This is a genomic window from Hydrococcus rivularis NIES-593 (assembly GCF_001904635.1).
Taxonomy (GTDB): domain Bacteria; phylum Cyanobacteriota; class Cyanobacteriia; order Cyanobacteriales; family Microcystaceae; genus Hydrococcus; species Hydrococcus rivularis.
The window spans coordinates 62,628-82,390 of sequence record NZ_MRCB01000019.1 but is presented as its reverse complement, the minus strand read 5'-3'; the positions used below and the strand labels follow the sequence as shown (position 1 = coordinate 82,390).

The 19,763-nt window shown below is 44.8% G+C and carries 16 protein-coding genes; 6 read left to right on the top strand and 10 right to left on the bottom strand.

The features are described 5' to 3' along the window. Positions 1 to 18 precede the first annotated feature (18 nt). The 10 genes from pstB to NIES593_RS15470 all read right to left on the bottom strand — a co-directional run bounded on the left by pstB (position 19) and on the right by NIES593_RS15470 (position 9,962). On the bottom strand, positions 19 to 816 hold the full coding sequence (gene pstB / locus NIES593_RS15510) for a phosphate ABC transporter ATP-binding protein PstB (RefSeq protein WP_073600441.1): 798 nt from the start codon (positions 814 to 816) through the stop codon (positions 19 to 21). Continuing rightward, positions 810 to 1,733, bottom strand: a complete 924-nt coding sequence (gene pstA, locus NIES593_RS15505) for a phosphate ABC transporter permease PstA (protein ID WP_073600440.1) — start codon at positions 1,731 to 1,733, stop codon at positions 810 to 812. The genes pstB and pstA overlap by 7 nt, the downstream gene beginning before the upstream one ends. A 26-nt stretch (positions 1,734 to 1,759) precedes the next feature. After that, the gene (pstC, locus tag NIES593_RS15500; protein ID WP_073600439.1) at positions 1,760 to 2,689 is read right to left on the bottom strand and encodes a phosphate ABC transporter permease subunit PstC; all 930 of its coding nucleotides are present in this window, start codon (positions 2,687 to 2,689) and stop codon (positions 1,760 to 1,762) included. Positions 2,690 to 2,791: 102 nt separating this feature from the next. Next, positions 2,792 to 3,820, bottom strand: a complete 1,029-nt coding sequence (locus NIES593_RS15495; protein WP_073600438.1) for a PstS family phosphate ABC transporter substrate-binding protein — start codon at positions 3,818 to 3,820, stop codon at positions 2,792 to 2,794. 509 nt (positions 3,821 to 4,329) lie between these two features. Beyond that, complete coding sequence (locus NIES593_RS15490) at positions 4,330 to 6,705, bottom strand: ATP-dependent Clp protease ATP-binding subunit (protein ID WP_073600454.1); 2,376 nt, start codon at positions 6,703 to 6,705, stop codon at positions 4,330 to 4,332. Positions 6,706 to 6,873: 168 nt separating this feature from the next. Beyond that, a complete protein-coding gene (locus tag NIES593_RS23645) occupies positions 6,874 to 7,017 on the bottom strand; it encodes a DUF4230 domain-containing protein (protein WP_175561151.1) in 144 nt (47 codons plus the stop codon). Between the two features lie 249 nt (positions 7,018 to 7,266). Next, the gene (locus NIES593_RS15485; RefSeq protein ID WP_073600437.1) at positions 7,267 to 7,524 is read right to left on the bottom strand and encodes a CRR7 family NDH-1 assembly protein; all 258 of its coding nucleotides are present in this window, start codon (positions 7,522 to 7,524) and stop codon (positions 7,267 to 7,269) included. Between the two features lie 81 nt (positions 7,525 to 7,605). Then, entirely contained in the window at positions 7,606 to 7,902 is a 297-nt protein-coding gene (locus NIES593_RS15480; RefSeq protein ID WP_073600436.1) for a Mo-dependent nitrogenase C-terminal domain-containing protein, read from the bottom strand. A gap of 133 nt (positions 7,903 to 8,035) precedes the next feature. After that, positions 8,036 to 8,896 carry an amino acid ABC transporter substrate-binding protein gene (locus tag NIES593_RS15475; protein WP_073600435.1) on the bottom strand — a complete coding sequence of 287 codons (861 nt, stop codon included), beginning with the start codon at positions 8,894 to 8,896 and terminating at the stop codon, positions 8,036 to 8,038. Then, entirely contained in the window at positions 8,865 to 9,962 is a 1,098-nt protein-coding gene (locus tag NIES593_RS15470) for an AI-2E family transporter (protein ID WP_073600434.1), read from the bottom strand. The genes NIES593_RS15475 and NIES593_RS15470 overlap by 32 nt, the downstream gene beginning before the upstream one ends. Positions 9,963 to 10,073: 111 nt before the next feature. On the opposite strand from NIES593_RS15470, the gene ptsP reads away from it, so the two are divergent. The 6 genes from ptsP (at position 10,074) to NIES593_RS15440 (ending at position 19,728) form a co-directional block, all read left to right on the top strand. After that, complete coding sequence (ptsP, locus tag NIES593_RS15465; RefSeq protein ID WP_073600433.1) at positions 10,074 to 12,578, top strand: phosphoenolpyruvate--protein phosphotransferase; 2,505 nt, start codon at positions 10,074 to 10,076, stop codon at positions 12,576 to 12,578. A 254-nt stretch (positions 12,579 to 12,832) separates the two neighbouring features. Then, positions 12,833 to 15,307 carry an endonuclease MutS2 gene (locus tag NIES593_RS15460; RefSeq protein ID WP_073600432.1) on the top strand — a complete coding sequence of 825 codons (2,475 nt, stop codon included), beginning with the start codon at positions 12,833 to 12,835 and terminating at the stop codon, positions 15,305 to 15,307. A gap of 228 nt (positions 15,308 to 15,535) precedes the next feature. Continuing rightward, a complete protein-coding gene (locus NIES593_RS15455) occupies positions 15,536 to 17,194 on the top strand; it encodes a hypothetical protein (protein ID WP_073600431.1) in 1,659 nt (552 codons plus the stop codon). A gap of 113 nt (positions 17,195 to 17,307) precedes the next feature. Further along, positions 17,308 to 17,982 (top strand): response regulator transcription factor, encoded by a 675-nt coding sequence (locus NIES593_RS15450; RefSeq protein ID WP_073600430.1) that lies wholly within the window; start codon positions 17,308 to 17,310, stop codon positions 17,980 to 17,982. 10 nt (positions 17,983 to 17,992) lie between these two features. Then, the gene (locus NIES593_RS15445) at positions 17,993 to 19,309 is read left to right on the top strand and encodes a sensor histidine kinase (protein ID WP_073600453.1); all 1,317 of its coding nucleotides are present in this window, start codon (positions 17,993 to 17,995) and stop codon (positions 19,307 to 19,309) included. 131 nt (positions 19,310 to 19,440) lie between these two features. After that, entirely contained in the window at positions 19,441 to 19,728 is a 288-nt protein-coding gene (locus NIES593_RS15440; RefSeq protein ID WP_073600429.1) for a peptidase, read from the top strand. Positions 19,729 to 19,763: the final 35 nt, after the last annotated feature.

Here is a 19,763-nt window from a genome sequence, read left to right as displayed (position 1 = left end):
CCCTTAATTTCATTAGGATTATCCAATCCTTCCACTAACATATTCTCTGGTTTGCTTGTGGGAAGGCTCGGAAAACATTATCGAGGTCTTGTTAAACTCCAGCATTTCGCCTAGATACATAAATGCCGTGAAGTCAGATAATCTGGCTGCCTGCTGCATGCTATGAGTAACGATCAAAATAGTCACTCGTTTTTTTAGTTCGCTTACCAGTTCTTCAATACTAGAAGTCGCGATCGGATCCAGAGCAGAGGTCGGTTCGTCGAAAAGAATCATTTCGGGATCGGTCACTAAAGCGCGAGCAATGCACAAACGCTGTTGCTGACCCCCAGATAAGTTATAAGCCGATTCGTGCAAGCGATCTTTCACCTCATCCCATAAAGCAGCTTCTTTGAGAGAATCTTCAACTTTTTCATCAATCAGACTGCGCTTCTTTTCGCCTCGTACTCGCAAACCATAGGCAACATTTTCATAGATAGATTTAGGAAAAGGATTGGGTTTTTGAAATACCATACTGACTCGCATGCGGACTTCTATTGGATCGACCTGACGACCCAGGATATTAATAGAGTCCATGAGGATTTCTCCTTCATAGCGATTGCCGGGGTAAAGGTCGTGCATGCGATTGAAACATCGCAGCAAAGTGGTTTTACCGCACCCAGACGGACCGATCAAAGCCGTTACTTGTTTTTCTGGTATGGCTAAATTGATGTTTTTTAAGGCATGAAATGAACCATAGTAAAAATTGAGGTTAATCACCTCAGCTTTGGGTTCGATCGCAATTAAATTGGATTGTTGCTCGCTGTTTTTTTCTACCATTTGATACCTTGACGAAAACGATAGCGAAGATAAATAGCCAGACCGTTCATGCCAAGCGTCATTACGGTCAGCACGGTACCTGCGGCTGCCGCGTTTAACTGAAAGGCGGGTTCGGGACGAGATACCCAGTTAAACATCTGAATAGGCATGACGGTAAAAGGTGCTTGCAGCCAGGCAAAAGAAAGATAGGGGAATTCGCTTTTAAAAGGAGGATCTGGCAAAAAAGCAATGAAGGTCAGCGCACCAATAGTTATCACGGGAGCAGTTTCTCCAATTGCCCGCGATAAACCTATGATTACGCCTGTAAGAATACTCCCAAACGAGTAAGGAAGAGTGTGATCCCAGACCATTTGCCATTTACTGGCTCCCACTGCATAGGCAGCTTCTCGCAGACTATTGGGAATAGCGCGAATTGCCTCGCGGGTTGTGACAATCACAACGGGTAGAATTAACAAGGCTAGCGTTAATCCTGCCGCCAGAACGCTCTCCCCCAAATTAAATTGATAGACAAACACGCCAAGGGCTAACAACCCGTAGACAATCGAGGGAACGCCAGCGAGATTGGTAACGTTAATTTCAATAATGTCGGTAATCCAGTTTTTGCGAGCGTATTCTTCTAAATAAATCCCCGAAGCAATGCCTAAAGGAATTGCTGCTATGGCAGTGACCAGCATCACTAGACTCGTTCCTACCCAAGCCGAGAGAATACCCGATTCTTCTGGACGGCGACTGGGAAAGGAAATAAAAAATTGTGGCGTCAGGCGCGACGCACCATCAATAGCCATTTGGATCGTCAGTCCTAGTAGGATTAAAATTGACACCAAAATTGTCGTCAAACCGATGATGGCAAAAATAGTATTAACTAACTGGCGACGATTAATATCTGCTCGAATTTGCTCTAAATTTTCTGTTGACATAGTCACTGTTTTCAGAACTCGGAATTTTAATAAATTTCTCGATAGCGCTTGGCGAGAAAATGTCCGATGATATTTAAGACCAAAGTCATCAACACCAAAGTCAGCCCAGCGGCAAAAATGGTTTGATACTCTAGGCTACCGTGAGGCAAATCTCCAAGACTTACCTGTACTATATAAGCTGTGATGGTGGCAGCTTGATCGAAAGGGTTCCAGGTGAGATTGGGCTGAAGTCCGGCAGCAATAGCAACGATCATAGTTTCGCCGACAGCGCGGGAAATTCCCAAGATGTAAGCAGCACTAATCCCAGAAATCGCTGCCGGAAAAATGATTCGCAAGGCGGTTTGCAGGCGAGTTGCTCCCATTGCATACGAGCCTTCCCGCAATTTTAAAGGAACAGCTCGCATTGCATCTTCGCTAATAGAACTAATCGAGGGAATAATCATTAACCCCATCACTAGCCCAGCGCTTAACATATTAAACCCAGGTAGGTCTGGGAAAATCTTCTGCAATAGCGGCGTAACAAACAGAAGAGCAAAATAACCATAAACGACGGTGGGAATAGCAGCTAATAACTCTAAGGCAGGTTTGATGGTTTCGCGCAATCGAGAAGGAGCAAATTCGCTTAAGTAAATCGCCGCAATTGTCCCTAACGGAATGGCGACTATCATCGCAACCGCTGATGTTACTAACGTTCCTGACAGCAATGGCAGAATTCCGTAATGGGGATCCGCAAATAGCGGACTCCATTGAGTATCTGTGAGGAATTCCGTTATGGGAATTTTCTTAAAGAAGTTGACGGATTCACTAATGAGAATGTCGAGAATTCCAAAGGTCGTAGCAATTGAGGAAAAGGCTGCCAAAAACAAGATCGATTCAATTGCCCCCTCTCGCACATTCCTTACTAGTTTGCGATAGCTTCTCTGTGCCTTATCTAGGTATAGCTGTTTTTCAGTCATAAAATTATTCGCCAATAAAAACCAGGGGGTATCAGAGTAATGAGGACGGAAAAATAATCGATTTCTCCGTCCTTTTTATTAATCTTCAAATAATATTGATTATTATCTGGCTTCTAGTCGAAGAAGGTCTTCAATTCTGACTCCTACTGTTTCTCGTCCAGCAAAGACGCTACCCATTTTGTTGTTTTTGAAGTTGTTCATGGCTAATTGATAGGCTTGTGCTGGCAGAGGAACATAGCCGACTTCTTGAGCCAACTTGCCAACGTTGGTGAGATAATACTCGACGAACTGCTTCACTTCAGGTCGTTGAACCGCTTTTGAACTGACATAAATAAATAGGGGTCGAGACAAGGGTTGGTAGGTTCCGTTTTGCACGGTTGAACTAGAAGGACTTACAGCTCCCTTGCCATTATCGATCGCAACCGCCTTCAACTTGTCTTTGTTACTTTCATAGTATGCCATGCCAAAGTAGCCCAGAGCGTTTTTATCGCGGGCAACTCCTTGGACGAGGACGTTATCATCTTCGCTTGGGGTATAGTCAGTTCGACTGGCTCCCTCTTCGCCAACAATAGCGTCTGTGAAGTAGTCAAACGTGCCGGAGTCTGCGCCCGGTCCAAATAATTTTATAGGGGCATTGGGCCAATTCGATCGCACTTGATTCCAAGTTTTGATTTTTCCTTGAGCGCTTGGCTCCCAAATTTTCTTGAGTTCGGCTACGCTCATACTGGTTACCCAGTTATTTTGTTTGTTAACAACGACGGTTAGAGCGTCGTAGGCAACTGGTAGTTCGATATAGTTAATACCGGCCGCTTTACATGCTTGTATCTCTTCATCCTTAATCGGGCGGGAGGCGTTAGAGATATCTGTCTGCCCGGAACAGAACTTTTTAAATCCGCCACCCGTTCCAGAAAGCCCCACAGTTACGCGGACAGCTCCCTGTCCAGCTTTTTGGAAATCTTCGGCAACTGCCTCGGTGATGGGATAGACCGTGCTGGAACCATCAATTTTGATTGTTGGCTGATTTTGGGATTGAACCGCAGGCACTGTCACTACTAGAGCAGCAGTGATGACTGCTAAGGCGATCGCCATCATCCAACGCTTTAATTTAAAATTTATTGCTTTTGTCTTCATGTTTTGTTTCGGTAACAAAATTTATTTTGTCAAATAGATATTAGCTGATTTTTTCTTTATTTTATTCAAAAATTTTTGTTGATAAATATTTTTTCTCTAATACGAATTGCTGGTTTTCTTATCATATAATTGTTAAGAATTCTTTAATAAAAGTTGAAGCAAAGTTTAATTGATTATCAAACCTGTCGTAATGAAGTTAGCCAGCTATCAAATAAAATAACTACTGTTTATTGTATAAAATTAAAGTTCTTGAAAGAAAAAGTTAAAGCTTAAATCAAACCTTAAATTTGATTAGTGGCGAGATCTCTTTAATTGAGAAATTGCTAGAAAAAGCAACGACTATTATTGTTTATTTTTGATCGCCAAAAAATCATAATTCATAAAGAATAAAATCCATTAGCTTGAAAACATTAAAGCGATCGCGCTTAAATGCTTTGGAAAAAAATATCCGCCTTCTAGAAGACTAGAGGCGGATAGGCTAAATCTAGAAAATGATAGTTTAATTGGCACTAACGGCTAGCAACCACAACGTCGAGCGGCTGAGAAGCGAAAACCTTTACTTCGCCTCGATCGCTTGCATCAACGATCGCAGTGTCTCCATCTTTAATCCGACCGGAGAGGATAGCTTCGGCTAAACTATCTTCGAGCAGTCTCATGATGGCACGGCGCAGAGGTCGAGCGCCATAGCTGGGATTGTATCCTTCTTGAACGACGAGCGCTTTAAACGCCTCGGTCACTTCCAAGGCAATATCTCGCTGTTCCTTCAACTGAGCCGCTACTTCCTTAAGCAAGATATCGGCAATTTGTTGCACTTCTGATTTCGTCAGTTGACGGAAGACGATGATATCGTCGAGACGGTTGAGAAACTCAGGACGAAAATATTGCTTGAGTTCGTCGTTGACTAAGCCGCGAATGCGATCGTAAGACGCTTCAGCGCGGTCTTCAGCCATCTCAAAACCAAATCCGCCTCCTCCCTTTTCAATGACCTTAGAGCCGATATTCGAGGTCATGATGACGAGGGTATTTTTGAAGTCTACCGTGCGTCCTTTGGCATCGGTCAGGCGACCGTCATCCAAAAGCTGCAAGAGCATGTTAAAGACATCGGGATGGGCCTTTTCGATTTCATCGAAGAGGATGACCGTGTAAGGTTGACGGCGGACTGCTTCAGTGAGTTGTCCTCCTTCCTCGTAACCGACGTATCCCGGCGGCGAACCAATCAGCTTGGAAACGGTATGGGATTCCATAAATTCCGACATGTCGAGTCGAATCATAGAATCTGGGGAACCGAAAAGATAGGTCGCCAGTGCTTTTGCCAGTTCGGTTTTGCCAACTCCAGTTGGTCCGGCAAAGATGAAACTCGCGATCGGTCGGTTGGGATCTTTCAAGCCTACTCTGGCGCGACGAATGGCGCGAGAAACGGCTTCGATCGCTTGCTCTTGTCCGATGATGCGTTCGTGCAGTCTTGCCTCTAAATGCAATAACGAATGCGACTCCGATTCTGCGATCTTGGTAACGGGAATTCCCGTCCAAGAAGCGACAATTTGAGCGATTTCCTCTTCGTCTACCACGGGAACGAGCGATTGAGGGTTAATAACGGGAGCATCGAATTCTCCTTCGTCCTCCGTTGTCCGTCCTCGGTTCTTAGAAAAATGCCTTAGATGGGCGCGAGAACCCGCTTCGTCGATCAAGTCGATCGCTTTATCGGGAAGGAAACGATCCGAGATATAGCGATCTGCCAGTTTAGCGGCGGCTTCGATCGCGCGATCGCTGAATTTAACTTTGTGGTGTTCTTCGTAGTTTTTCCGCAATCCGCGCAGAATTTCAATCGTCTCTTCGACGGAAGGTTCGCCGACCATAATCGGTTGAAAACGACGCTCTAGGGCAGGATCGCGCTCGATATGCTGGCGATATTCATCGAGAGTCGTCGTTCCCAAGCATTGCAATTCGCCTCTGGCAAGAGCGGGTTTGAGCATGTTAGCTGCATCCATTGCCCCACCCATTGCGCCAGCACCGACTAGGTTATGAATTTCATCGATGACGAGGATAATATTTCCGGCTTTACGAACTTCCTCGACAACGGCTTTGACGCGCTCTTCAAACTCGCCTCGGAAGCGGGTTCCGGCAAGCATTAACCCCATATCGAGGCTAATGACATGCTTGTCTTTGAGGATTTCGGGAACGTCTCCGTTGACGATGCGTTGAGCGAGTCCCTCCGCGATCGCGGTTTTTCCCACTCCCGGTTCGCCCACCAAAACGGGATTATTCTTGGTACGGCGACCTAAGACTTGAATGGTACGCTCGACTTCTTTAGTCCGTCCGACAACCGGATCGAGCATGCCTTCGGCAGCGAGTTTGGTGAGATCGGTTCCGAACTCTTCCAAGGCAGCACGTGGCTGCGATTGGCGACCAAAGAGCGAGAGGTTTTCTGGTGCTCCCACGGCAGCGGCGACCTTTTCTCCGGCTTTTTTAATCAGTTCCGTCCTCAGTTTGGCGAGATCGATGCCTTGCCGAACGAGAACTTTTGCGGCTACCGTATCTGGAGCGGCTGCGATCGCCAGTAGAATATGCTCTGGCGCGATCGATTTATCGCCTAAGTTACGAGCTTCCTGGAGCGACTGCTCGAAAATGTGTTTGACTGTTGGGGTAAAGGGAATATTTGTAGGGCTGTATCCGGGACCTTTGCCCGTTAATTCTTCGACGATCCGTCGCGTGTCTAGAAGGTTAATACCCAGATCTTGCAGGACTGTTGCAGCGATCGCGGTTCCTTCGCCAATTAATCCTAACAGAAGATGCTCGCTGCCTACTAAGTTGTGCCCGGCACGACGAGCCTCTTCTTGAGCTAAGATAATGGCTTTGATGGCTTTTTCGTTGAAGTATTCAAACACGATCTGAGCACTCCGGGTTTGTAATGTTTCTTCATCTTTTTTCACTGTATCGTTCGAGCCGGGGCGATCGCAGTGAGGAAACCCGTAATTCTAGGCAGTGTTGTCCCCAAATAATCCAAGAGCAGATCGTAGATTTCTTTCGGATGTGTCATTAGTCATTATTTTGACTTATTGAGTGACACTACAGGTTTCGGGCGAGGGGGTAGTCGCGTTTACTTCTACTTTCTCATACCCTGCCATTGTTAGTAACTGCGCGATCGCTAATTTAGCTCGCTCGTTTGCTTCTTCCAATAAACCTTCTGTTTTAAACAATCTGTTTTAAATTCGCGATCGCTAATAATCATTACTTCCTGGTTGACTGACCAATCCTTGTCCCCTCATCTCCCACAAGGGGCGAAGGGACTTCAGTCCAAAATCTTAAGTTAAAAGCCCCTCTCCCAGAACGGGAGAGGGGTTGGGGTGAGGGCGATTTGAGTTTTGCCAGTCAACTAGGCTGATTGGTCATAACCAATGACCAATGATTCGCAAACAGCAAAGGGGACTGACCGAGTAGTTTTTATATTATTTTTCCAAGCGGACAACGTACCATTGCAAATATTTTCCGGCTTCCATATCTAATTCGCAGTAATTTTCCATTAAGTATCGTGCTTGTTCTTCAACATCGGTAAATTTTTGCAGTTCTCTGGGCAAATTATCTTGACGCGATCGCACGATTTCTGTCAATTTTTCTAATAACCCTTCGGGAGTCATCAATTGTTCGGGTCGGTCGGATTCGAGGACAACATAAGCATCCTCTCGATACATGATTGAGTCTGGCATGGCAATGACAAATGAGATTAATTAAAAATTTAAATTAACCAATTGCTAATTTCGCAAAACAGTTAGACACGTACTAGCTAATTAGGTACAATGACTGGCGATGTCTTCTCCACACTGGTCGGCAAGAAAGCAAAGGGCACGAAACCGCAGACCCATCAGTTGCTCGTAGAGAGGATTGAGTTTACAGAGGGCAGGGATGCGAAGAATGACCCGGCCAAACAGCCGTACTTCACGGGCAAACGGGCACTGGGCGGGAATTAGCCTAACGATTTGACGGGCTATTTGTTCTTCACGAATCTCCAAATCGTCAATCCATTGTTGAAGAAATCTTAGTAGATGCGAAGACTGATAAATATCTTTCTGGACTAGAGTTGACATAGATATTAAGTATCTGAGATGTAGTTTTAGGTTGCTGATACTACTCTATCTATAACTTTAGCAAATATCAATACTCAAAAATATAATCTCCTTTTATGTTTAATTAGCTAAATTCATAGGCGCATGAGGATACTTAAGACCCCTCGCTTCTACAAAACTCTGCCATCTCCCTTATTTCAGGAGAAATTTCGCCAAACCATTTGCTAAAAATTTGGGGCAATGACGCTGCTTGAATTGCAGAGTTGACTAAATCGCGCCATTGAGGATCGTTTTTAGGAAGAATAAAACCATAATAGACGCAATCTAGTGGTTTTTGAGGCACTAATAGATAATCTTGCCCTAAAAATAAACCTTCTCTAGTTGCTTCGCCGATTAAAAGAATACCATCGCTGGCAAAAGCATCAATTTTCAACTGTTGGACTGCTTGTATGCCTCGCCGCCGTCCAGTAATTCCTTGAAATTGTTGCAGATTTGCTAATGGATATTTTTGGGCAAGCAGTTGTTGGGTAATCGTGCCGCGAAGAACGCCGATGGTCAAATTAGAAAAATCCCTGTTAGCCTTGATTTTATTAGCATTATCTATCCTAATTAACAATTGCGTGCCCGTCACAAAAAAAGAATTGGAAAATTGCACGTTTCTGGGTAATTGAGGATCGATTGTATTAGGTCCGCATTCGAGATGAACAATTCTATTTTCAACCAAATTAAAACGATTAATTAGATTGGATTCATAAAGTTTAATTGCCAAAATATCTCGTTTTAATTCTTTTTTAATTTCATCTACAACTGTCTTAAATAAATCGACGCAAATCCCTGCAAAATTATTATCCGCATCTTTATAGCCGAAGGGAAAAGCTCCCGCTCGAATTCCGAGTTTGACTAATCCCGTTCGTTCGATTTCCTGTAGAATAGTTTCTTCTTGAGCCTTAATATCCAGCGGCAAACCAACAAAAAAGAGTAGGCTAACGATCCATAGAAGTATTTTCTGGTTCATGACTAGGAAAAGATCGAGCAAAAATTAAATCAGAACTTGGAGAAATTTCCCATTTATCTAAAATATCTTTAAATAATATTTCTTCAATTAAAATTGAAGCAACGACAGTTAGAGGTAGGGCAAGCAATAATCCGAAGAAACCAAAAGCTTGAGCAAAAAAGATTTGAGCGAGCAAGGTTACCGCAGGTAATACAGATACCTGTTTTGCCATAATAGTAGGAGTAAGCCAATAACTTTCAAGCTGCTGAATAATAATATATGCAACGACAATCGCTCCAATTTTCCAAGGAGAATCGAGGAGGGCAATGGTAATCGGAAAAATCATGCTGAGCATGGGACCAATATTAGGAATGAAATTCAGTAAACCAGCTATTAAGGCATGAACTAGAACTAAATTAATTTGTAATACTAATAGGCTCAGTCCGCTCAAAGTTCCAATAAAGGTAGAAGTAATGACAATACCTATTAACCAATTTCCTAATGCTTCTTCAGATGCCGAGAGAATTTCATCGGCACGCTGACGATAAAAAGAGGGAAATAATATTAAAAATGCTTTTCGGTATCCTTGTGGACTGACCAACATCATTAAAGTTAAAATGAAGATCAAGAGGAGTTGTAAAACAACAGCTAAAGAATTGGAAAAAACTGCAAAGAAATTGTTAAATAAGGCTGTTCCTAAAGGATGTAACCGTTCGATTAGAACGGCTTGAGTGGGGAGTGGGGGCAGCCATTCAAATTGCAATTGTTGCTGTTTAAAAATGTCAATTTGAGAGCGAATTCGTTCCCAGGCGCTGGGGAGCAAAGCGATTAGGTTTTGAAATTGTTCGAAGAAAGGCGGTAAGATGAGGACGAAAATTAGAATGGTAACGATGAGGCTGGAAATTACAGTAATAGCGATCGCGAGGGGTCGTTTAATCCCAAACCGTTGCCAATAACGAACAATTCGGTTGAGAGCAATTGTAAGAATGACTGCTGTAAACGCTAGCAACAGCAATTGTTGAATTTTCCAGAGAATGTATAAAGAAACAAGTAAGCTGAGAAAGCCGAGCCATTGACCAAATTTCACAACCGATCGCCCTAAAAGAACTTTAGGATAATTTTAACGGCAACTTTCTAGAACCGATCGACCAGAATTCAACAAATTATCATTGAACTATAAAGCATATTTTTATTCTCAATGGCAGCGATCGCAATTGTTATCGTCTCTCACAGTCGGCAACTTGCCGAAGGCGTGCGCGAACTGGCAACGCAGATGGTTCGAGGCAAGGTAAAATTAGCGATTGCCGCAGGAATTGACGATCCCCAAAACCCGCTAGGCACCGATGCAATGCAGGTTCGAGAAGCCATTGAGTCCGTTTATAGCGACGATGGCGTTCTCGTTTTAATGGATCTTGGCAGCGCCCTGATGAGTGCAGAAATGGCGCTAGAATTTCTCCCAGATGAACGACGAGATAAAGTGTATCTGTGCGAAGCCCCCTTGGTAGAAGGCGCGATCGCGGCAGCAGTGGCAGCAACAACGGGCAGTAACATCGAAAGAGTCATCGCCGAAGCACGAGAAGCATTAGCAGCCAAAGCCGCTCAATTGGGAAGTCAGTTATCATTGGTTGAAGACAAAGGACAAAAGACAAATGACCGAGGACAAACTAAAGAAATTCACCTGATTATTCGCAATCAATTAGGATTACACGCCCGTCCAGCCGCTAAATTCGTTGCCACGGCAGCTCATTTTCAGTCGCAAATCGAGGTGCGAAATATTACCAAAGGGACTGAATATGTCCGTGCCGATAGTATTAACCAAGTCGCTACATTAGGGGTAAGGCAAGGACACGAAATTGCGATCGCGGCACGCGGCACCGATGCAGATGAGGCGCTAGAGGCATTACAAGCCTTGGTAGAAGACAACTTTGGAGAAAGCGATCGCGTTTTAGAATCTTTCCCCCTCACCTCTTCACCCTCTCTCTCCCCAGATCTACAAGGAATTCCCGCCTCTCCCGGCATCGCGATCGCGCCGGCTTTTCTCTATTGCCCCACACCAGTCCAACTAGCCGAACGTCTTAGCGCAGATCCTCAGACTGAATGGCAGCAATTGCAGGTAGCGCTTCAAATTGCCAAGCAGGAAATACGATCGCTGAGGCAGCAAACTGCCAGTCAAATTGGCGACTCAGAAGCGGCTATTTTCGATGCTCATGTATTATTTCTAGAAGATCCGGCACTGCTAGATACAGTGCGCCAAAACATTTTTGAAAGACATCTGAATGCCGAAGTAGCTTGGCATGAAGCAGTCGAGAAGTTGACAACAACTTACCGCCAGCTTGAAGATCCTTACCTGCGATCGCGTGTTGCTGACGTAACAGATGTGGGACAGCGAGTGCTCAGACGGCTAACAGGTAGCAATCTGACGGCATTAGAACTAACCCATCCAGTCATTCTGGTTGCTCCGGATTTAACGCCTTCTGATGTAACTAAGTTAGATCCCGAACGAGTGCTGGGCATTTGCATGACTCATGGCAGCGCCACTTCTCATAGCGCTATTGTGGCAAAAACATTAGGCATTCCGGTAGTAGTTGGCTTAACGCCAGAGGTATTGAAATTGCGCGATGAAACTTGCTTGGCACTTGATGGCGAAAGTGGCAAGGTATGGATAGATCCAGATGAAGATACTATAGCTACGCTTCAATCAAAGCGCGATCGCGTCCAAGCCGCCAAACAGAAAGCCCTAGCAACAGCGCAACAACCCGCTATTACTCGCGACGGAAAACCAATTCCCATACTCGCAAATATCAGCGGGATAGCCGATGCTAAAGTCGCCCTGAATCTGGGTGCAGAAGGCGTTGGGGTGATGCGTACTGAATTTCTTTATCTCGATCGAACGATCGCGCCTTCTGAAGAAGAACAATTAGCCGTCTATCAGGCGATCGCGCAATTGATGGATACTCGTCCCTTCATCATTCGCACCCTCGATGTTGGCGGCGATAAACCAGTTCCCTACCTCGGTTTGTCACCGGAAACCAACCCATTCTTAGGCTGGCGCGGGATTCGTTTCTGTCTCGATCGCACCGATATCTTCAAAACTCAGTTGCGGGCAATTTTGCGAGCCAGTCCCGGACATAAGATTAAGATAATGTTCCCGATGATTTCTACTGTAGCCGAAGTCCGGCAAGCTAAAGCAATTCTGGCTGAAGTCCAATCCGAACTTCGCCAAGCTAATATTCCCTTCGATGAAGCAATGGAAGTCGGCATTATGGTAGAAGTTCCCTCGGCTGCTGCGATCGCGGATCGCTTGGCATCTGAGGTGAATTTTTTCAGCCTTGGCACTAACGATCTCAGTCAATACGTTATGGCTTGCGATCGCACCAACGCCAAGGTGGCTGCCTTAGCCGATGCCTTGCATCCAGCCGTGTTGCGAACGATTCAGCAAACCGTACAAGCTGCCCGCGAAGCTGGAATTTGGGTGGGACTATGTGGCGAACTGGCAGCCGATCCCCTGGCAGTGCCTATCTTATTGGGATTGGGGATAGACGAACTCAGTCTCAATCCTCAAAAGATTGGAGAGGTTAAGGGTGCGATCGCGCAGATAACTATAACCGAAGCGCAGGCGATCGCGCAAGCGGCTTTGAAATTAGACTCGGCTGCCAGTGTAAGAGAGTTAGTTGCAGCCTCGCTTGGGAACAACAATTTATAGGGCGATGAAACTATCCTGTCATCTAATGACAACTTCTACCATTTCTAAAAAAGAACGCTACAGATGCTCAATGAAAAAACTCCCAAAAATCTGACTAAAGTAACATGCTCAGAACGGAGACAGATCGATTACAGTAAGGATAAATAGGAGCGACCGCGATTTCCTTTGCAGATTGCTTGCCAGGTGGGGATCGAAACTAGATAAACTATAAAATAAGACAAAGATAAGACAAAGCCAGTTTTAATATACGACCCTTGATACAACAAGAAACTTTAGAATTACTCGAATGGAATCGTCTCTGTCAGCACCTAGCTACCTTTGCCGCGACTAAGCTAGGTGCTGTCGCTGCTCGAAATTTGGAAATTCCAACAACAAAAGCCGAAAGCTTGCAGCTTTTGGCACAAACCAAAGAAGTTTATCAACTCGAACAAGATTTAGAAACTGGGTGGTCGTTTGACGGGATTGCCGATATTGGAGAATCCTTGGAGAGAGCCAAACTCGGCGGTATGCTGTCGGGACAAGAATTGCTCGACATTGCAACCACTCTCGCAGGGGTTAGACGCTTGCGACGAGTTATCGACAATCGAGAAGATATCCCCGTTTTAACCGAATTAGTTGCCGAAATTCGCACCTATCCCGAAATAGAGCAAGAAATCCATCGCTGCATCGATGATGCGGGAAAAGTCGCCGATCGCGCTTCTCCTAAATTAGCAAGCATTCGCGTCCGCCTCAAAGAAGTCCGAGACAGCATCTATCAAAAGCTTCAGAGTATCCTACAAAGACAGGGAGGAGCCGTTCAAGAACCCGTCATTACTCAAAGGGGCGATCGCTTCGTTATCCCCGTTAAAGCCCCTCAAAAAGACCAAATTCCTGGCATTATCCAGGATACATCTAGTACTGGCGCAACCCTTTATATCGAACCCAATGCGATCGTTAACTTAGGAAACCAACTCAGGCAATATCGCCGTCAAGAACAAGCAGAAGAAGAAGCGATCCTGCGATCGTTAACCGAACGAGTTGCAGCCGTTGAATCTGATTTAGAGTATTTATTAGCCGTCGCTACTATCCTCGATTTAGCCACTGCGAGAGCGCGTTATAGCCTATGGCTAGAAGGAAATGCGCCTAGATTTATCGATTTTGCAGGAGGCGAACCGATTACCCTGCGGCAGCTACGCCATCCTCTCTTAGTTTGGCAGCACCAGCACGAACAAGGCACAGACGTTGTTCCCATCAACGTACAAATCGACCCCAAAATTCGCGTCGTGGCTATTACTGGTCCCAACACGGGAGGAAAAACCGTCACCCTCAAAACCATTGGGTTATCGGCCTTGATGGCAAAAGTCGGTTTATTCATTCCTGCTAGAGAACCCGTCGAATTACCGTGGTTTGAACAGGTATTAGCCGATATTGGCGACGAACAATCAATAGAGCAGAATTTATCTACCTTTTCCGGACACATTCGCCGCATCATTCGGATTCTTGATACATTAAAAGCAGAGTTCAGTAGTTCAAGCGTTCAAAAAGACCCAGACGATAACAGACAAGCACAAGAGTGGGATAGTGAAGCGGTAGGGAAGATACAAAGGACAAATAACCAATCCCTAATCCTACTCGACGAAGTGGGTGCGGGAACCGATCCGGCGGAGGGAAGTGCTTTAGCGATCGCGCTGCTCAAATATCTTGCCGATAACGCTTTATTAACCATTGCGACGACTCACTACGGCGAACTAAAAGCGCTAAAATATCAAGACTCTCGCTTTGAAAATGCCTCGGTTGAATTCGACGATCGCACCCTCTCGCCTACCTATCGCTTGCTGTGGGGAATTCCCGGACGATCTAACGCCCTTGCGATCGCGCAACGATTAGGACTCGGACAAGAGATCGTCGAGGAAGCGAGAAAACGCGTCGGCGGCTATTCCGAAGAGATTAACCAAACGATTGCCGGATTGGAGGCGCAGCGCCGGGAGCAAGAACTCAAAGCCAAAGAAGCCAGTCAACTGCTGCAACAAACCGAGCGATTTTACACCGAAATTTCCGAAAAAGCTGCTTCTTTGCAAGAAAAAGAGCGCGAGTTGAAACAGTATCAGGAAAGGGAAGTCCAAAAAGCGATCGCCCAAGCTAAAGCAGAGATCGCCAAAGTCATTCGTCAACTGCAACAGGGATCTCCAACCGCCCAAAATGCCCAAAAAGCCACGGAAGCGATCGGTCAAATTGCCGAAAATCGCCTTCCCAAGCTAGAAAAGCGCTCCTCTAGCTATGTGCCCAAAGTCGGCGAAAGAATAAGACTGCCTAATTTAGGTCAAACGGCAGAAGTGCTGCATCTTGCAGATGAAGAAGTAACAGTTCGTTTTGGGCTGATGAAAATGACCGTGCCTTTAACAGAAATCGAGTCTTTAGACGGGAAAAAAGTAGAAATTCCTGCCAAACCAAAGGCTGTTTTCACGCCATCTCCCCAACCTGCTACGCCGAAACCGCCTGTTACTGTAAGAACCTCTCAAAATACCGTCGATCTGCGAGGAAGTCGGGTAGCAGAGGCAGAATCTGAATTGGAAAGAGCAATTTCTAAAGCCACCGAATCGGGAGTTCTATGGATTATTCATGGCAAAGGGACGGGACGCTTGCGCGAAGGAATTCATGAATTCTTGCAACATCATCCCCAAGTCGAACGCTTTGAACTTGCCCCTCAAAATGAAGGCGGTTCGGGAGTAACTATCGCCTATTTAATTTGAAATCAGGACTTATGCTCTTAGAGAATGCCTGGAAAGTGCAAGATAAGTAGAATTCGTCATTAGTCGCGCAATGATATCAAATCTGTTTAATTAGCCATAATATATAGTGCGCTCATCGTAGCGTGCGCGTAAGCGCATACGTCCCCGCTCGCGAGCAGGATGTAAGGTGCTCCGCACCCACTACGCGAACGCACTACTAGGTATTGCGGTTGTTTAACCGGATTTAATATGAAATGGAGCGAAGAATCCCAATTTTTCGTTAAGCTCAGATTTTGCACCTACGCTTTACCCGATAAGGGAATGAATTCTTTGTGGCAGGTACCACTTCTTGGATTTTTACTTGCCTTAGCTATCTTATTCCGTCGCCATTTTGCCTACAGTGCAAGAGCTTTTTTGGTAGCCATGTTTCTCCAAGGCTTTATCATCTTCTCGAACGAAGTCAGAAATGAGCCGAGAAGAGCATTAAAAAATTTAACTCGCTACACTTTTTTGATAAGTTTAATAGGTTTGAGCAGCTTAGCAACTCTAACACTATTAGCTCCAAAATTTTTAGTGAATATTCTAACCACTAATTATCGCTTTCTTTATGCTTCATATGAAAAATCGTTGGCTGAAAACTTTCAATATTACGGAGAAACATATGGTTGGCTTTTTGGGTCTCTAACTGTACTGGGATTTTCTACCGGAACTCTAACTCGCGTACTGCTGCCTCTAAAGACCTCTTTTATTCTTATATTCGGTAGCATTTCACTGATTCAGTGGGGACTTTTCTCAAGACAACTAGGAATTCATTACACGACACATTTTACTTGGTTTGTTGCTCTCGGTCTCACTGCATTGCTTTGGACAACTGGGCTTATCCTCAAAAAAAAGGCACGTATCCTAATGCTAGTTGCTGTAATAATCTTGCTAACTAGCAATGCTGTTATGGGATTAACGTCACTAGGAATATTTGATAATTCAATTCGTCCTTTTTTCTCTGCTAGTCAGCCACCAATAGTACGACAAGATTATGATGAAATTCACCGTTTAATTGATTATCTGAGACAACTTAGTCCTGAAAGAAAACCCATCTTTGTAGCTGCTTCTTCAGGAATATTAAATGATAGCTTATTGCAAGTTGCTCAAGAGCAAATATACGGAAGAAAATTGTTCCGGGTTATCGATACGCCAGATGTTGATTCCCGTGATTATTATCCATTGAGTTCTTTGTTAGAAGCTCAGTATGTCATTGTCGCTACTCCATTTCAGCATCACTTACCGCCTGAAGAACAAGATGTCGTGAAAGTTGTGGTAGATGCCTTTACTGAAAACTGGGAATTGATTCGAGATTTCCAGCGCTTGCCCAAGCAATTTGTTTTAGATAAAGGAGTAAAAGTGAGTATTTATGAACGAACTCGTCTAACTTCTGCGGAAACAATTTTACAAACACTTCACCTAATGCAGGAACGAATTCAACCTAAACCTAGTAATCAGTCTGATTGGATAGTTTTTAGTAGAAATCGTAAAAAACAATTGAGCGAGATTGGAAATAACCTAAATGGTACTGTCAACATAAAGGCTGATTTTACAAAAGCGATGCCAACAGATTTTTTATACTTTGTCTCAATTCCAGAAGAAGTTAAAGTAACTGGTAATGTTTCAGATTTGAAGTGTTCAAACTTGAGTGAATTTTCGATTCGTTTATTAACCTTAAATCAACAAGGAGAACTAATTAATACTACAGAAAACTTACAGGTTTCAAAAGCTCCAGCTAACTTTTCTCTATCGCTACCCGGTAAAAATGCAGCTTATTTACGTCTTGATTTAGTAAGTCGCGATCGCTCTAAAACTCCAGGTTCTTGTTACATAAACATTAACAATCTTACTGTTTCAAAGAAAACATAGTCAACTTCCTTAATGTGAGTTCGGAGTCGATCGTTTAACTTGAAAGATTTCTACAAATCCTTTACTGTAAATTTCGATAGAATTGCTTATAAGTAGCTCCCACCAGCTTGCTTATGAGGATTCTGCTAGTCGAGGATGACGATCGCATCGCCAAAGCGCTTGCAGAGACTCTCAAAGACCGACAATATCTCGTCGATCTTGCCACCAATGGCGAGATAGGCTGGGATTATCTACAAGCCTTTGATTACGATCTGGTGATACTGGATATCATGCTGCCCAAACTTGATGGCATTAGCTTTTGCCAGCAAATGCGTCGAGAAGGCTATATGAACCCCGTGCTGATGTTGACAGCCAGAGATACCAGCGACGATAAGGTGAAAGGGTTAGATGCGGGTGCGGATGATTATGTCGTTAAACCCTTTGATTTACCAGAATTAGCCGCTCGCATTCGGGCATTACTACGCCGAGGCAATTCTACCCTGCCGCCCGTGCTGGAATGGGAACGCCTGCGCCTCGATCCGGGGACTTGCGAAGTCACCTATGCAGGACAACTACTACATTTGACTCCCAAAGAGTACGGTTTACTAGAATTATTGCTACGAAATAGCCCTCGCGTCCTCAGCCGCAGTACGATTTTGGATCGCCTTTGGTCGTTTGAAGATCCTCCCACAGAAGAAGCTGTTAAAGTTCACATCAAAGATTTGCGCAAGAAACTGAGATCGGTAGGGGCACCGCCTGATTTCATCCAAACCGTTTATGGCTTGGGTTATCGCCTCAAACAAAACTAGCGATCGCCGTATGAAGAAAAAACTCAAAACTCAAAACTCTACCAGCCCTCAGTTCAAGACTCTGCGCTGGCGTTTGTTAGGGTCATTTTTGGTCGTCATGCTGGCAATTCGGGCGATTTCTAATACAGTGATGTATCAATTTGTTGCCCGCAATCTTTACCAGCAAGTAGATAACCGTCTGATTAATCTAGCTCAAGCTGCCGCTCATAGTTTAATGGCGATTAAGCAAGATAAGACGGCGGTCAATCGCACGGACTACTACCAGCCCGATGAAGACAGAGATCTCGACATTCCCTGGCAGAATCTCCGCAAACCCGATCAAAGCGTAGAATGGTTTGGCGCTAACAGGCAACGGCTGGTAAGTTCTGGAACGCTTTCTCTGACTTCACCGCCGCAAGCAGGCTTTCAAACCGTTCGCCAAGGGCAGATTCGTACCCTAACCATTCCAGCCTATAGTTACAGTCGCGGACAAAAAAAATTGGAGGGTTATGTGCGTGTTAGCGAGTCTACCGAAGCGGTAGAAGCCATTCTGATTCAATTGCGTTGGGGATCTGCTGTGGGAGGAATTATCGCCTTGGGATTGATTGGCGTTGGCGGCATGTGGCTGACTAAGCAGTCACTTAAGCCAATCGAGCAAAGTTTCCAGCGCTTGAAACAGTTTACGGCGGATGCCTCCCACGAGTTGCGCAGTCCTCTGACAGCGATTAAGACTTCGGTGGAAGTGTTGCAGACGCATCCAGAGCGAATTCATCCCCAAGATGCCGAAAAGTTTAGCGCGATCGCGAGTGCAACTAACCAAATGACTCGTTTAGTAGAAGACTTGCTTTTGCTGGCGCGTACTGAAGGGACAACGAAAACGCCAACTCAGGATTGGAAGGCAATTCCCCTCGAAGAACTTTTAGAAGATGCGATCGAATTCCTCGAACCAAAAGCCGAAGCTAAGGAAATCTCCCTCAAATTCAATTGGAAAACTAGCGTCTCGGTTATGGGAGATGCTACTCAGTTAATTCGATTGTTTTCTAATCTGCTAGAAAATGCGCTGCAATACACGCCATCGGGAGGAACTGTCACGCTTGCGCTACGGCAGATCGATAAGTTTGCCATTGTCAGCGTCGAAGATACGGGAATTGGTATCGCTCCAGAAGATCTTCCTTTTATTTTCGATCGCTTTTGGCGTGCAGATAAAGCGCGATCCTACCGCAGCGAAGGTTCGGGATTGGGATTAGCCATTGCCCAAGCCATTGCCGTTCGTCACGGGGGAGATATTACTGTCAGCAGCCAATTGGGGCTTGGCAGTTGCTTCAAAGTGCGCCTGCCAGTAGTTTAAGCAATTTTTGGGAATCTTTTGAATCGACCCGACTTCTTTACCTTTGCTGGCTAACTTATTAACTAAGAGATGTCAAGGTATGAAGTCAAATTAGGCAAGAAATCATAACTTTTTTCTGTAGAGGTAATCTTATGATCCGTTCCTTTCGTAAATATCATCGCTTTATAGCGATCGCGGTTTTTGCGCCTTTAATTCTGACCGTCATTACGGGAATGGGCTACATCATTTTCGATGAGTGGTTGGGACAAGAGGAGATCGGCGGGTTTCTTCTGAGACTTCATACTCTTGACATTCTAGGACTGGAATCGATCTACCCAATTCTAAATGGCTTGGGATTAGCGGGTTTAATCGTCACGGGTTTGAGTATGACGGGATTATTTAAGAAACGCTCTCAACCCAAAAGTACGGGCGATCGCTAATCAAAAATCCGATTTTTTAATGACTTTTTTACCAT

What these genes read in the sequence shown, in the direction of transcription:
- pstA (WP_073600440.1), bottom strand. Translation starts at nt 1,733, where the DNA reads ATGTCAACAGAAAATTTAGAGCAAATTCGAGCAGATATTAATCGTCGC.
- NIES593_RS15495 (WP_073600438.1), bottom strand. Translation starts at nt 3,820, where the DNA reads ATGAAGACAAAAGCAATAAATTTTAAATTAAAGCGTTGGATGATGGCG.
- NIES593_RS15440 (WP_073600429.1), top strand. Translation starts at nt 19,441, where the DNA reads ATGATCCGTTCCTTTCGTAAATATCATCGCTTTATAGCGATCGCGGTT.
- NIES593_RS15485 (WP_073600437.1), bottom strand. Translation starts at nt 7,524, where the DNA reads ATGCCAGACTCAATCATGTATCGAGAGGATGCTTATGTTGTCCTCGAA.
- ptsP (WP_073600433.1), top strand. Translation starts at nt 10,074, where the DNA reads ATGGCAGCGATCGCAATTGTTATCGTCTCTCACAGTCGGCAACTTGCC.
- NIES593_RS15475 (WP_073600435.1), bottom strand. Translation starts at nt 8,896, where the DNA reads ATGAACCAGAAAATACTTCTATGGATCGTTAGCCTACTCTTTTTTGTT.
- NIES593_RS15480 (WP_073600436.1), bottom strand. Translation starts at nt 7,902, where the DNA reads ATGTCAACTCTAGTCCAGAAAGATATTTATCAGTCTTCGCATCTACTA.
- pstB (WP_073600441.1), bottom strand. Translation starts at nt 816, where the DNA reads ATGGTAGAAAAAAACAGCGAGCAACAATCCAATTTAATTGCGATCGAA.
- NIES593_RS15455 (WP_073600431.1), top strand. Translation starts at nt 15,536, where the DNA reads ATGAAATGGAGCGAAGAATCCCAATTTTTCGTTAAGCTCAGATTTTGC.
- pstC (WP_073600439.1), bottom strand. Translation starts at nt 2,689, where the DNA reads ATGACTGAAAAACAGCTATACCTAGATAAGGCACAGAGAAGCTATCGC.
- NIES593_RS15450 (WP_073600430.1), top strand. Translation starts at nt 17,308, where the DNA reads ATGAGGATTCTGCTAGTCGAGGATGACGATCGCATCGCCAAAGCGCTT.
- NIES593_RS15445 (WP_073600453.1), top strand. Translation starts at nt 17,993, where the DNA reads ATGAAGAAAAAACTCAAAACTCAAAACTCTACCAGCCCTCAGTTCAAG.